The sequence below is a fragment of the Mesorhizobium sp. M8A.F.Ca.ET.218.01.1.1 genome (assembly GCF_004791165.1).
Taxonomy (GTDB): Bacteria; Pseudomonadota; Alphaproteobacteria; order Rhizobiales; family Rhizobiaceae; genus Mesorhizobium.
The window spans coordinates 222,576-236,671 of record NZ_SRUZ01000005.1 but is presented as its reverse complement, the minus strand read 5'-3'; the positions used below and the strand labels follow the sequence as shown (position 1 = coordinate 236,671).

General features: G+C 64.6%; 11 protein-coding genes. All 11 read right to left on the bottom strand.

From position 1 onward, the window contains the following. Positions 1 to 9: 9 nt before the first annotated feature. Positions 10 to 1,533 (bottom strand): zinc-binding dehydrogenase, encoded by a 1,524-nt coding sequence (locus EN861_RS19855; protein ID WP_135865144.1) that lies wholly within the window; start codon positions 1,531 to 1,533, stop codon positions 10 to 12. Between the two features lie 9 nt (positions 1,534 to 1,542). Next, the gene (locus tag EN861_RS19850) at positions 1,543 to 1,980 is read right to left on the bottom strand and encodes an SRPBCC family protein (protein WP_127275949.1); all 438 of its coding nucleotides are present in this window, start codon (positions 1,978 to 1,980) and stop codon (positions 1,543 to 1,545) included. Between the two features lie 255 nt (positions 1,981 to 2,235). After that, a complete protein-coding gene (locus EN861_RS19840) occupies positions 2,236 to 4,422 on the bottom strand; it encodes a flotillin family protein (RefSeq protein WP_135865142.1) in 2,187 nt (728 codons plus the stop codon). Between the two features lie 89 nt (positions 4,423 to 4,511). Continuing rightward, positions 4,512 to 6,728 carry an ABC transporter permease gene (locus EN861_RS19835; protein WP_127277811.1) on the bottom strand — a complete coding sequence of 739 codons (2,217 nt, stop codon included), beginning with the start codon at positions 6,726 to 6,728 and terminating at the stop codon, positions 4,512 to 4,514. Continuing rightward, the gene (locus EN861_RS19830) at positions 6,721 to 7,518 is read right to left on the bottom strand and encodes an ABC transporter ATP-binding protein (protein WP_127870585.1); all 798 of its coding nucleotides are present in this window, start codon (positions 7,516 to 7,518) and stop codon (positions 6,721 to 6,723) included. Before EN861_RS19830 ends, EN861_RS19835 begins: the two co-directional genes overlap by 8 nt. A 13-nt stretch (positions 7,519 to 7,531) precedes the next feature. Next, on the bottom strand, positions 7,532 to 8,773 hold the full coding sequence (locus tag EN861_RS19825; protein WP_245511736.1) for an ABC transporter substrate-binding protein: 1,242 nt from the start codon (positions 8,771 to 8,773) through the stop codon (positions 7,532 to 7,534). Positions 8,774 to 8,831: 58 nt separating this feature from the next. After that, positions 8,832 to 9,860, bottom strand: coding sequence for a branched-chain amino acid ABC transporter permease (locus EN861_RS19820; protein ID WP_127277808.1), 1,029 nt, complete (start codon positions 9,858 to 9,860; stop codon positions 8,832 to 8,834). After that, positions 9,857 to 10,858, bottom strand: coding sequence for a branched-chain amino acid ABC transporter permease (locus tag EN861_RS19815; protein ID WP_167531366.1), 1,002 nt, complete (start codon positions 10,856 to 10,858; stop codon positions 9,857 to 9,859). The genes EN861_RS19820 and EN861_RS19815 overlap by 4 nt, the downstream gene beginning before the upstream one ends. A 50-nt stretch (positions 10,859 to 10,908) precedes the next feature. After that, positions 10,909 to 12,249: an amidohydrolase family protein gene (locus EN861_RS19810; RefSeq protein ID WP_127277806.1), complete on the bottom strand. Its 1,341-nt coding sequence runs from the start codon at positions 12,247 to 12,249 to the stop codon at positions 10,909 to 10,911. A 52-nt stretch (positions 12,250 to 12,301) separates the two neighbouring features. Next, complete coding sequence (locus tag EN861_RS19805) at positions 12,302 to 13,081, bottom strand: alpha/beta fold hydrolase (protein ID WP_127277805.1); 780 nt, start codon at positions 13,079 to 13,081, stop codon at positions 12,302 to 12,304. Continuing rightward, complete coding sequence (locus EN861_RS19800) at positions 13,078 to 13,956, bottom strand: fumarylacetoacetate hydrolase family protein (RefSeq protein WP_127277804.1); 879 nt, start codon at positions 13,954 to 13,956, stop codon at positions 13,078 to 13,080. The genes EN861_RS19805 and EN861_RS19800 overlap by 4 nt, the downstream gene beginning before the upstream one ends. Between the last annotated feature and the right edge of the window lie 140 nt (positions 13,957 to 14,096).

Genomic DNA, 14,096 nt, shown 5'->3' with positions numbered 1-14,096 from the left:
TCCCGACAGTCATGCCCGTGGCACCAGAACGAGGGCACCCGTCGTGCGACGATCCTCCAGATCGCGATGCGCGCGAGCGGCATCGGCAAGATCGTAGTGCGTCGGCGTCTCGACCCTGATCACACCCTGGCGCAGCGCCTGAAAAAACCTGGTGACATGGGTGCCGAGCTTTTCCGACGTGTCGGTGTAATGGGCATAGTTGGGGCGTGAAACGGTGATCGATTTCGAGGCGAAGCGGCCGATGTCCCAATTGCCTACCGGCCCCGAAGCCTGGCCGAAGCTGACGAGATGGCCGCGCACGGCAAGCGCCGCCAGCGAGCCGGCAAACGTGTCGTTGCCGACCGCGTCGTAGGCGACATTCGCGCCCCTGCCACCAGTCAGCCGCATGACCGCCTCGGCAAAGTTGTCGCGGGAATAGACGATTACATGGTGGGCGCCGAGCCGCTCGACGATGCGCGCCTTGTCGTCGCTCGACACGGTGGCGATGACTGTCGCGCCGAGATGGCGCGCCCACTGTACCAGCAACTGGCCAATGCCGCCTGCCGCCGCATGGATGAGCACGATGTCCCCCGTCTTCACGGCATGAACATCGTGCAGCAGGAAACTCGCGGCGACCCCCTTGAGCAGGCCGGCAGCCGCGGTCTCGTCCGAAATATCGTCGGAAAGACGAACCAGCAGTTCGGGCGCCATGTTGCGCCGCTCGCTGTAGGCGCCGACCGGCGGACAGGCATAGGCGACCCGGTCGCCGATTGAGAAACCCGATACCGCCGGACCAACCGCCTCGATGACGCCGGCGGCTTCCATGCCCGGGACGCCAGGTGGTTGCAGCAGGTCGAAGAACCCGGTGCGGCAGTAGACGTCGATGAAATTGACACCGATCACCGTGTGACGGATCCGCACCTCGTCCGGCGCGGGCAGAGGCAAGGCGAAGTCCCTGAGTTGCAACTCCTCCGGTCCGCCATAGCGCTCGACGACGATCGCGTGGGTCGTTTCGGCATGGCTCGCGGCAGCCCTTGAGGTGACGAGCGGCGCGCTTGCGGATGAGGCCGGCGGGACGATCGCTGGCGATGATCGCGCCTCCAACGGCGCGCCGGCGTTTCGCCGCAGAAGAGCGCGCACGGCGGCGAAGCCGGCCTGATAAATGCCTTCGGTGACCAGCTTGACCAGCTCGTCGCGGCGATGCGCTGGCGGGTTGAACTCGGAGCGCCATTCCCAGAAGGTGGCGTCGCCGTCGGTCACCGGCTTCAGCCGCAGCGAGGCGACATAGCCCATCAGCGGCAGCGGCGCTTCGAGCAGGCAGTAACTCAGCCGCCGGTCCTTGTCGGACAGCGCCAGCAATTGCTCGCGCAATTCGCCGCCGTCGTTCAGCCTGAAATGGCGCACCGAGCCGACGGCATCGACCGGCTCGCTGCCTTCGATCTCGCTGAAGGCGATCGCCGGGTGCCAGCGATCATGGCCGTTGAAATCGCGCAGGATCGCCCAGACCTCGTCGATCGGTGCATCGATGATCGTGCTCTGGCAAACCCTGACCATCGGCCGGCGTCAGCGCCCGAACCGGTGCTTTAACGCGGTGAACGCGGTCTGGAACACGCCATTGCCGATCTGTTGCATGAGTGCCGCCTCGCGATCGTCAGCGCAGTCGAACTCCGCCTGCCATTCGGCGAGCGTCAGATTGCCGTCGGTGATCGGCGTCAACGATAGCGTGGCGACATAGTTCTCCACCGCCATCGGGCTTTCCAGAATCGCATAGCTGCAGGACAGGTCGTAATCCGACAGCGCCAGCAGCCTTTCACGGATGCGACCGCCGTCCTTGAGCGTGAAATTCCTGATGCAGCCGATCTGGTCGGCCTGCGCATTCTGTTCGATGCGGCTTTCGGCGACGAACGGCGCCCAGCCTGCCAGACCGTTGAAATTGCGCACGATCTTCCAGACCTCCGCCGCCGGTGCGGGAATGACCGAAGAGACATAGACCTTGGTCATGCTTGCTGGCCGAGAGTGGAACGATGGAGGCCGAGCTTGGGTGTGCCCTCCCTGTTGATGTCAGCGCCGACCCTCATTGTCCTGCCGGACATTTCTCCCCGTATAGTGACGGGGAGAAAGAGGCTGGCCGCTACCTCGGCGCCCACCTTGCAACGCTGGCTGCTGGCGAAACCGTCGATGACGGCGCCCCTCTCCCCGTCACTATACGGGGAGAGGATGCCGGCAGGCAGGTGAGGGGCAGCGCAGATGTTCACCTCAATGATCGCGGTCGTCATCGTCGTCCTTGGCGCTCTTGCCCTTGCCCTTCTTGTCGCGGGTCAGGCTGGAAATGTCCTTGGCGTCGCGCAGCACGTCGGTCATGCGGCCGAGCGAGCCGCCCTCGATGCCGATCTCCTTCATCAGATTGTCGATCATCGGCGCCTGCACCCGATAACGCAGCGCGGAGTCGATGACCTCGTCGGTGACGTTGCGGTTACCGCCCTGCCCGCCATTGATGCCATCGACATGCAGGATCTTGATGCCGTCGATCTTCTCCATCGGCTTGACGCTTTCGCGGATGATGCCTTCCATGTGGTCGAGCAGCTTGCCGCGCAGGCGGCCGGCGCGTGCCTCGCTGGACAACAGGTTCTCGGCCTCATTGAGCTGGCGGTTGCCGGCGGCGTCGACTTCGTAACGCTGTGCCGCGGCAAGGGCATGGATCTTCTCCGCTTCGGCCGATGCCAGCGCCGCGATCTTCTGCGCTTCCGCCAGACTCTTGGCCGCCTTCATCTCGGCGTCGGCAGCGGATGTGACTCGCAGCGCCTCGCGCTCGGCCTCGCGCTGCGCGCCGATCAGGTCGGTCAGCTTGCGGCGCTCGGCGATTTCACGTTCGCGGGCAGTGAAGGCCTGTTCCTCGGCCTGGATGGCCTTGGCGCGCACGGCTTCGGACGCCGCGATCGCGGAAGAACGCTCCTGCGTCTTCTTGGCGATGTCGATCGCCTTCTGGATTTCGGCGATTTCGATCTTCTGGTCGCGGTCGACGCCAAGCTGGCGGATGTCGCGTTCCTTGATCAGCCGCGCTTCCTCGATGCCGCGCTCGGTGGTGATGCGGGCCCGTTCGACCTCCTCTCCGGCCGAAATCTCGGCCTCCTCGAAGGCCTGCCGCTTGGCGATCTGAAGCGCTTCGAGATGCCGCTCCCTGGCGATCCGCACTTCATCAACCGCACGCTCCTGCGCGATGCGTGCGGTCTCGGTCGCCTGGTTCTCGGAAATTTCGGCGCGGCGCTTCTCAGCTTCCGCCTTCGTCACCTCGAGCGCCTTTTCGGCGAGTGCGATCTGCCGCTCCAGTTCGGCCACCTCGAGCAATTTCTTGCGCTGGATTTCGAGTTCACGCTGCGCGCCTTCGCGTTCGATGCGGGCTTTCTCCAGCGACAATTCGAGTGCGATCTGCTCGCGCTCGGTCAGTTCGCGCATCTTCATCTCGGTCTCGTCGAGCGAGCGGCGGCGGGCGATCTCACGGCGCTGCGTCTCTTCCTCGCTGTTGATGCGCTCCTGCGTGATGTTGCGCTCCTGATTGAGGCGCGATTTCTCGACCGCCTCGCGCGAGGAAAGCTGCGCCTGTTCGGACTCCTGGTCGCGCAATGCGCGCTCTATGGCGAGTTCGGAACGCTGCGCGGCGCGGCGGATCTCGACCTCGCGCTCCTGTTCGAGGCGCGCATATTCGGTGTCGCGGTCAATCTCCAGCACTTTGCGCTGGGTGTCGAGGTTCTGGTTGCGGATATCGACCAGCGTGCGTTGCTCGATCTCGTTGCGCATGCGGCGCCGGGTCTCGATCGATTCGGTCAGTTGCGTCAGGCCCTCGGCGTCGAAGGCGTTGGACGGGTCGAAATATTCAAGACTGGTCTGGTCGAGATCGACGATGGCGACGCTTTCGAGCTCGAGCCCGTTGGCGGCGAGCGACTCCTCCGCCAACCGGCGCACCTTGGCGGCGTAGTCGCCGCGCAGTTCATGCATTTCTTCCAGCGTCATCTGGGCGGCGACGGTGCGCAGCGCGCCGGCGAATTTGCCTTCCAGCAATTCGCGCAGGCTGTCGGGCTGCAGCGTGCGGCGGCCGAGCGTCTGCGCGGCGGCGGCCACCAGTTCGCGATGCGCGCCGACGCGGACGAAGAACTCAGCGATCAGGTCGACGCGCATGCGGTTGCGGGTGATCAGCGCCAGCGCGTCCTCGCGGCGCACCTCGATGCGCAGCACGTTCATGTTGACCGGGGTGATCTCATGCAGCACCGGAATGACGAAAGCGCCGCCATTCACCACCACCTTCTCGCCCATGAAGCCGGTGCGCACGAACGCCGTCTCCTTGGTCGAGCGGCGATAGAGCCAGCGCAAGATGTAGACGGCGATCACGACGACGATCGCCGCAATGATCAGCCACAACAGGAAAGCGCCAAAGGTCTGCGCGTCCATGATCTATCCTCCCCAAGACAATGCGGTCGGCGCGAGGCGACCGGCAGTATTTTCAAACATCCACCCGTCGGGCGGCGAAGTCCAATTCTTCATGCCCGCCTCTGCAGCTTCGGCGTGATGGCGTGGAACGCTGAGATCACCGCGTCGACAAAGGCCGGGTCATTGATGTTGGCCGGCACCCGCTCGACGTTGCGCTGCGGCGTCTGGCGAACGGTCCTCTCGATCGCTTCGAACAAAGCGTTGTCAGCCTCGGGATCATGAAAGGGCTGGCTGGGCGCACCGAGCATGGAAACGCCGCCCTCGGGCAGCAGGAACCGCACCGGGCCGTTCATGGCGTTGAGCCGCGCGCCGATCCATTCGCCGAAGGCGCGGTTCTCGTCACGCGTCGTGCGCATCAGTGTGACGTTGGGATTGTGGATGACGAATTTGCGGCTGCGGAATTTGTCCGGCACGCTGTCGCGCGGGCCGAAATTGACCATGTCGAGCGCGCCGGCCGAGCCGACATAGGGCAGTCCGGTGCGGATCGCCGCGCCAAAGCGATCCTGCGTCGCCGGGAAGACGCCCCCGACAATCATGTCGGCCACTTCGGTCGTGGTGAGATCGATGAAGGCTGACAGCAGCCGGGAATCGCCGAGGTTTTCCATCGCCCGCCCGCCTATGCCGGTGGCGTGGAAGACGAGGCAGTCATAGTCGGCTTCGAGTCGTCTGGTCACCGCCTGCACGGCAGGCGTGGTGACGCCGAACATGGTGATGCCGACCGCCGGCCGCGCCAGCTTGCGCTTGGCTTCCCAGGCCTCGGCATCGGGCAGTTGCGCGACCATGCCGGCCATGGCGTGCGCGGCATTGGAGAGCACCTGTTCGGTAATCGAGTTCAGCCCCTGCACATCGGCCACGGAATGGAACATCATGATGTCGGCGCCGCCGACATATTTGGCGACATCGCCGGCCGCCACCGTCGACACCATCAGCTTGGGAATGCCGACGGGCAGCACGCGCATGCCTGCGGTGGCCAGCGTTGTGCCGCCGGAGCCGCCGGCGGAAATCACGCCGCCGATGCGCGGCTCGCGCTCGATCCAGCGTGCGAAGGCGTCCGCCATGGCGCTGACCGAACCGCCGCGGTCATTGGTGAAGACGGCGGAGGATCCGCGCACATGCATGCCGGCGACCTGCATGGCCGGAACGTCGGCGCTGGTCGGTTTTCCCGAGGTCGACAGGTCGACCGTACGCGCCGGCAGGCCCAGCGCCTTCAGCCGGTCGGCCATGAAGCGCAATTCCTTGCCCTTGGTATCGAAGGTGCCGACAACCAGCACGGTCCTGCCGATGCGCTCGGCAAAGGGGATGGCGAAGATTTTTTTCGGATCGTCCTGCGGGGCGGTTTTGTCGACCGCCGCCTGGCGCAATTCGGTGACCGGGACGTTCCAGCGGTTGGGCAGTTCGACGACCGGTCGGTAGACGCCGTCTTGAGGCATCGGCTCGCCCGATGCGGTGCCGGTACGGTCGACGCGATAGACTTTCGCCAGTTGCTCCCTGGCCTGCGCGGCTTCGGCCAGCGTGACGGGCGCTTCCTCGGCGTGGCGGCCGACGCCAAGCAGCCGCTGCTGCAGTTCGCGGTCGGCGGCCAGCGCCTTGGCGTCCATCAGCCGGTTGATGCGGCCGTTGACCATGATGGCGACCTGGTTCGACACCGAGGTCGCCACGCCGATGTTCTGCTCGATGACCAGCACCGCCATCTCGCCCTCGGCGGCGAGATCGACCAGCATTTTTTCGACCTGGTCAACGATGACCGGCGCCAGCCCTTCGGTCGGCTCGTCCATCACCAACAGCTTGGGATCGCTGAGCAGCGCACGCGAAATCGCCAGCATCTGCTGCTCGCCGCCCGAAAGCTGCGAGCCGCCATTTGTCCGGCGTTCGGCCAGACGCGGAAAGGTCTGGTAGACCCGTTCGACCGTCCAGGAGGCGTCGCGCCTGTTGCCGGCCGCGAGGCGCAGATGCTCGTCGACCGTCAGGCTCGGCCAGACGCGGCGGCCTTGCGGCACATAGCCGACGCCGAGACGGTGAATCTCGTGCGGCTCAAGCGAGGTGATTTCGCGGCCGTCGAGGCGGATCGAGCCGGACTTCGCGCGCTTCAGGCCGACAATGGTGTTGCAGAGCGTCGACTTGCCCATGCCGTTGCGGCCGACCACCGACAGCACGCCGCTTTCCAGCGTCAGCGAAACGCCCTGCAAGGCATGGCTTTCGCCATAAAAGACCTGGAGGTCTTCTATGCGCAGCATTGCCTTGGCGGTCTTCCCGGCACGCTCAGCCATGCTTGCCCCCGAGATAGATCTCCTGGACTTCCGGGTCGGCTTCGATCTCCTGCGGCGTGCCTTCCTTGAACAGGCGGCCATTGTGCATCATCGAGACATATTCCGAGACGCGCAGCGCGACGTCGAGATCGTGCTCGATGATGATGTAGCCGATATGCCTGGGCAGTGCGTTGAGGATGGCGACGAGGTCGCGGCGCTCGGTTGGCGACAGGCCAGCCGCCGGCTCGTCGAAGAGGATGAAGCGCGGCGCACCAGCCAGCGCCAGGGCGATCTCCAGCTGGCGCTGCTGGCCATGGCTCAGCGTCGCCACCAGCGTGTCGCGATAGGTTTCCAGATGCACGGCGTTGAGGATCGATTCCGCCTGCACCATGTTGACGTCCGACGCGGCCGGCCGCAGCAGCGAGAAGCGCCGCCTCGAGACGCCGCGACAGGCAAGGAAGATGGAATCGAGAACCGACAGGCCCTTGAACAATTGCGATATCTGATAGGTGCGCCGCAGGCCGCGCCGGATGCGCTCATGCGGCGGCAGGTCGGTGATGTCCTCGCCGAAGAAGCGTATGCGCCCTGACGTCGGCATGAAGTCGCCGGTCACGGCGTTGAACAGCGTGGTCTTGCCGGCGCCGTTGGAGCCGAGGACCGCGCGCCGTTCTCCGGCCGCGATCCTCATGGTGATGCCCGAGAGCGCCACCAGCGCCCCGAAATGCCGCGCCACGCCATCGAGCTCCAGCGCATAGGCACCGGTGCTCTGGAGGCGGTTTGCTGCGAGGCTTTCGGTCACTGGCGGCTGCATTCGATATTGGCTGTTACGGGCAGCTCGGATTGTCGCGGTTGACCGCGCCGAGCTTCATGAACTCGTCTTCGGGAATGCCGAGCGTCTGGTTGACCTGCGGCACGACCTTGACCAGCTTGTTGAGGAGATTGCCGTCGGCACCTTCGGTGACCTCGGTCAGGAAGATGTCGGCGATGGCGTTGCGGTTCTTGTCGAGCGACACCTTGCCGGTCGGCGTGTCGAAGGAGAGCTTCGACAGCGCGTCGCGCAGCTTCTTGCCGCCGTCGGAGACATCGCCGCCGACCTGGTCGAGGCCGAGCAATGTCGCCTTCATGTCGACATAATAGCCATGGGCGAAGAGCGAGGGCGACGGAAAGGCGCCAGGCTGCTTCTTGTAGGCCTCGACGAACGCCTTCCACGCCGGCGCGTCATTGGTGTCGGCGGTCGGTCCGGCCGATGGCGTGCCCTTGAGCACGTCCTTCAGCTTGCCCTTCGAAGTCAGCACCGTCTGGTCGACGGTGATCGAACCGCCGATCAGCGGCGCGGTGCCGCCGCCCTGCTGGTACTGGGTCAGGAAGTTGACGGCGTCGGCGCCGCCGAGCGCGACATAGATCGCATCGACGTCCTCGGGAATGGCTGCGATGACCGACGAAAAATCCTTGTTGCCGATCGGCACCCACGACTTCGACGGCACATGGCCGCCGGCCTTGCAGAACTCGGCCATGAAGCCGAACACCTGCGTGTAGGGGAAGGAATAGTCCTCGGCGACGGTGGCGACCTTCTTATAGCCCTTGTCCTTGAAGGCATAGGTGCCAAGGCCGGCCATCCACTGCGCGCCGTCGGTGGAGAAACGGAAGAAGTTTTCCGCCGGATTGCGCAAAGTGGTGTCCTGCGCGGCCGACGTACCGTTTATGAAGGTCACGTTCGGCTGCGTCTTGGCGTAGTCCTTGACGGCGATGCCTTCGTCGCCCGAAAGCGGGCCGACCAGCACCTTGACGCCGTCCTGCTCGACCAGCTTGCGCGCCGCGCGCACCGCGCTGTCGGGCGAGGCGTCGGACGAGCCCTTGACGATCTCGATCTTCTTGCCGGCGACCATGCCCTTCATCTCTTCGACCGCGGTCATGGCGCCGCGTTCGCCGTCCTCGCCAAGCACCGTGAACGGTCCCTCGAAGGTGGCGAGCAGGCCGATCTTGACGGTGTCGTCGGCGGCCAGCGCCATCGACGGCGCGGTCAGCCCGGTGAACACCGCGAGCGCCAGTAAGGTACGTCTATGCATCCTCATGTTTTTTCCTCCCGTTGATTTCGTTTTGCAGTGGTTCATTCCATCCCGGTCGCTAGGCGCCGGGACGCAAGGACTCCTGGGCAAGATGTGGCTTGATCCTCCCCCACAACCCAAGAATTCCGTCCGGTGAGACGAAGACGATCACCAGGAACACAAGGCCGATCAGCGTGTTGAACCGCTCAGCGCCGACGATGTCGATGGCGAAGGTCTGCATCAGGACGACGACGAGCGCGCCGAGGAACGGCCCAATCGGATGGCGCAGCCCGCCGATGACGGCGATGATCAAGACATCGATCGCGGCATCGACGCCGATAGTGCCTGGCGAGACGCGGCCGTTGAACCAGACCAGCAGCACGCCCGCCAGACCGGCGATGACGCCGGAGAGCAGCCAGGCGAACACCTTGTGCGCGGTGACATGGTAGCCCAGCGCGCGCATGCGGCGCGGGTTGTCGCGGATCGCCTGCAAGGTCATGCCGAAGGTCGAGCGCGAGCCATAAAGCACCGCCGCGTAGCACAGCGCCGCCAGGCCGAGGCAAAGGTAATAGAAGGGCTTGGCGTCGCGCCAACCGATGCCCCAGAAGGCCGGCGCGCGGATGCCGGCATAGCCGGAATGGCCGTTGAAGATGGCGTAGTTCTGCTGGGCGAAATAGTAGGTCGCGGTGGCGATCGCCAGCGTGATCATGATCGTGTAGATGCCCTCGGTGCGCACCGAGATCCAGCCGATCAGCGCCGATGCCAGCGCCGCCGCGAGCACGGCGAATGGCACCGCCAACCACCACGGCCAGCCGAAACCGAGGATATTGGAATTGTTGTTGCCGAGGATGGCGATGGCATAGGCTGATATGCCGGCAACGGTGATCTGCGCCAGGCTGACCATGCCGCCATAGCCGGCGAGCAGCATCAGCGACAGGCCGAGCATGCCGAAGATCAGCGAATAGCCGCCGATCTGCGTCAGAAAGAAATCGGACGCGACCAATGGATAAAGTACCAGTGCGACGGCAAGGATGATGTTGCCGGCGCCAAGCTTCTCCAGCCAGTTCCGCTGTGTGGTGGTGCTGTCGGTGGCGATGGCGAGGCTCATCTTGCCTTCCCCATGATGCCTTGCGGCCTGACCGCCAGCGTCACCACCATGATGACGAAGGTCAGCACGATGCCATAGGTCGGGAAATAAACGAGGCCGATCTGTTCGGCCAGCCCGATCAGCAGCGCGCCGATGGCCGCGCCAGTGATCGAGCCCATGCCGCCGACGATGACCACGACCAGCGACGCCAGGAGGTAGCGCACGTCCTCGCCGGGCGCGACCGACAGTGCCGACCCTCCGACGACGCCGGCAAAACCGGCAAGACCTGCGCCAACCGCGAAGACGATGGCGAACACCGCGTGCACGTTGACGCCGGAGGCCTGCAGCATGGCGCGGTCGTCGACGCCGGCGCGGATCATCATGCCGACGCGGGTCTTGTGCAGCATCAGCCAGAGGCCGACGCCGATGACGATCGCCGCCGCCAGCACGACGACGCGGTAGAGCGGATAGGTGAGGAAGACCGAGGCGCCGTTGGAACGCACCGCCGTGATGACAGGCAAGGTCAAGGCGCCGTCGAGCCATTCCGGCGTCGTGATCTGGTAAGTGCCGCCGGCCCACACCGCCAGCATCAGGTCGGCGGCGACGATCGAAATGCCGATCGACACCAGGGTCTGCCGCAGGTCGTCGCCTTCGAGGCGACGGAAGACGAAGACCTGCATGACGACGCCGACGATGGCCAGCACCGCGAAGCCGGCGGCGACGCCGAGCAGCCAGTAGCCGGTGCGGTTGGTGACCTCGTAGCCGATATAGGCGCCGAGCAGATAGAGCGAGCCATGTGCGAGATTGACGTTGCGCATCAGGCCGAAGATCAGAGTGAAGCCCGAGGCGACGAGGAAATAGAGGCCGGCCAGCGTAATGCCGTTGAGGATGGCGCTGACGAAAGCCTTCTTCGAGATCAGGATGGCGTTCAGCCAATCGGGCCAGACGGCAAAGACCAGCCATGCGATGACAGCGGCGGCGAGCAGGCCAACAAGGCCCCACGCTTGCCCGCGCGTCATGCCATCGCCCGAGGACAGCCCGGACGACGAGGATGGCTGGTCGAGCAGGCTCATGCCGTCAGCCGCCGGCGCTGCTCGTTCATGCGCGGCGCCTTGTGGAACTTGCCGTCCTTCATGATGGCGAGGATGCGGTTCTTGTCCTGCAGGATGCGCACATCCGAGATCGGATCGCCGTCGATGAGCAGGATATCGGCGAGGTAGCCTTCCTTGATCAGACCGAGCTCGTCGCCCATGTTCATGATCTGGCCGCCATATTTGGTGCCGGCCTGGATCGCTTCCATCGGCGAGAAGCCGAGCATCTCGACGAAGGTCTGAATGTCCTTGGCGTTGGTGCCTTGCGGCGTCCAGGCAAAGCCGTAGTCGCCGCCGATGCACACACGAATGCCGCGCCGATGCATCTTCTTCATCGTGTCGACGCACATTTCGAGTTCGCGCTCATATTCGAGCGAGAGTGGCGAGCCGGGCTTGATGCCCCATTGCTCGGCATGGCGCGCGGTATTGATCAGCCAGGCAATACCGGGCGCAACGAAATGCTTGTCCTTGACCGCCTCGAGCATGTCGAGCGCTTCCTCGTCGGCGAAGGAGGCGTGATAGATGTTCTGGATGCCGTGGCGCACGCACTGCTTGACCGAGCCGGACGAGCGCGCATGCGCCGACAGCACCTTGTTGCGGCAGCGCGCCTCGGAGGCGGCCATGGCAACCTCCTCCTCCGACATCGGCGTTTCCTCGGCGCCCATGCCGGTGATGCTCTCGCCGGACAAATTGAGCTTGATGGAATCGACGCCGTATTTGATCAGCTGGCGGACGGTGCGGCGGATTTCCTCGGGGCCGGAGACGACGAGGCCGAGGTTCAGCCCCTCATGCGGAATGTGCGAGGGCGCTGAATCGCCGAGACCGCCGACCGTGGTGATCTCGGGACCCGCCGCGAGATAGCGTGGTCCGGGGAAACGGCCCTGGTTGATGAATTTCTTGGCCACGACATCGAGGCGCGGCTTGGCAGCGGCAGCGCCCCGGCCGGCGGTGAAGCCGGCGTCGAGCACCAGCTTGGCCATCTCCATGGTGACCAGCATGTGTTCCTCGACCTCCATCATCTGGATGGGATCGATGCCGGGCGCGTTGTTCCAGGACAGGTGCAGATGCGCGTCGATCATGCCGGGCATAAGCGTCGCGCCCATGCCGTCGATGATGGTTGCTCCCCCCGCCGCACCGCCGCTGTAGGAAGACGACGAGGACGAGCCGAAGCGCGACGAACCCTTGGTGATCTGCTTGATGCGGTTGCCCTGCACCAGCACCTCGCCGGTGTAGGGATATTCACCAGTTGCGTCGAGCACGCGCACATTGGTGAACAGCGTGCTGCCCGAGCCGTTGCCGTTCCAGCTGTCGTCTGCCATCACAAGCCTCCCAACTTGCCGAGCGCATAAGTTTACGCCCGATCAGAATTCCTCACCTATCAACCCGTCTCAAAAAATCAGCGAGCTTTTGGGTGCTTTCGCGCGGGCTCTCGACCGTTGCCCAATGTCCGCACCGATCCAGCGACGAGAATATGGCGCCCTTGATTTTATCAGCAAGCGACTGGGCGACGCCGGGCGGATTGACCGTGTCGGCATCGCCGGTGACCAGCAGTGTCGGCGCCGAGATCCGGCGCGCATCGACGGCGGTCGCCTTGGCCAGCGCCTCGCAGGTGCGGGCATAGGATTCGGGATCCTGCCTCGTGATCGATTCCCGCACGAAGGCGACTGCCGCCGGCGAGGTTTCCCTGCTGTGTGCCGAGATCGCGTTGGCGACGATCTGGTCGGCTATGTCGGCCATGCCGCCCGAGCGCGCCAGTTGCGCCCGCTTGCCGAGCCCTTGCCGTGTCGCTTCGGTCGGCTCGGCCAAGGCCCCAAACAGGGCGAGCGACCTAACCAGCGAAGGCTGCGCCGCCGCGATCTGCTGACAGACGATGGTGCCCATCGAATGGCCGACGAAATGGGCTGACGTGACCCCCATGCCGGCCAAGGCGCGGATCACCGCCTCGCTCATGCCTTCGATGGTCAGCGGCTCGATCGGACGCGGCGAACGGCCGGAGCCCGGCAAATCGAGCCGGATGACGCGATAGGCGGACAATGCCGCCATCTGCGGCTGGAACATGTTCGAGGTGCCGCCAAGGCCGTGGATCATCGCCACGGCAGCCCCCTCGCCGACAGTTTCGGCAACGACCTGGCCAACCGTCACCGTCGTCATTGAGCATGCTCCGCGAAGCGGTTTTCCAGCGTGCCGATGCCGTCGATTTCGATGCGCACAACGTCGCCAGCCTTCAGGTATTTCGGTGGATCGAAGCCGATGCCGACGCCGACCGGCGTGCCGGTGGCGATGATGTCGCCGGACTTCAGCGTGATGCCCTGCGACAGGGTGGCGATGATGGTGGGAATATCGAAGATCAGCAGCGATATCCTGGAATCCTGGCGCAGATCCTCGTTGACGAAACACCTTATTCCGGCGGTCGCCAGGTCGAGTTCGTCCCTGGTCACCGCCCAGGGGCCCATCGGGCAGAACGTGTCCTGCGACTTGCCGATCAGCCACTGGCTGTACTTGCCCTGCAGGTCGCGCGCGGTGACGTCATTGACGATGGTGTAGCCCCAGACGTGATCGAGCGCGTTCTCCCTGGAAATGCCGCGTCCACCTTTGCCGATGATGACGGCGAGTTCCGCCTCGTAGTCGATAGCCGTCGAGACGGAGGGATCGATCAGCACGCTGGCATGGTTGGCGACCACCGATTCCGGCACTTTGGAAAAGATGATCGGGTGCTTCGGGATCGCGCCGGCGCCGGCACTGGAATCAAAGCCCGAGCGGGCGAACTCATGCGCGTGCTCGTGATAGTTCTTGCCAACACAGAAAATGTTGCGGCGCGGCTGGGGGATCGGCGCCTCGATCTCGACCTGCGCAAGCGGGATCGGCGACAAGGTACGCGGGATGCCGGCGCCGTTGCGCTCGACCAGCGCCAAGATGCCGGACATGGCCTGGTCGACCGAAAAATCGAAAGGCGCGATGGTCTGGGCATCGAGGTCGACCAGACCGACGCGACGTTCGCCCGATATCGAAAAAGTCGCGACCCGCATCCAGTTCCTCCCTGAACCAATATTGAGCCAATTTTTTGCTCTTTCGCTACACGCTATCGCCGATTGGTTTAGGCCGCAAGTGGAATCTCGGCTGATCGTACCAAAAGTATCCGGCCCCGATAGGCCAGTTTAAGCGGACT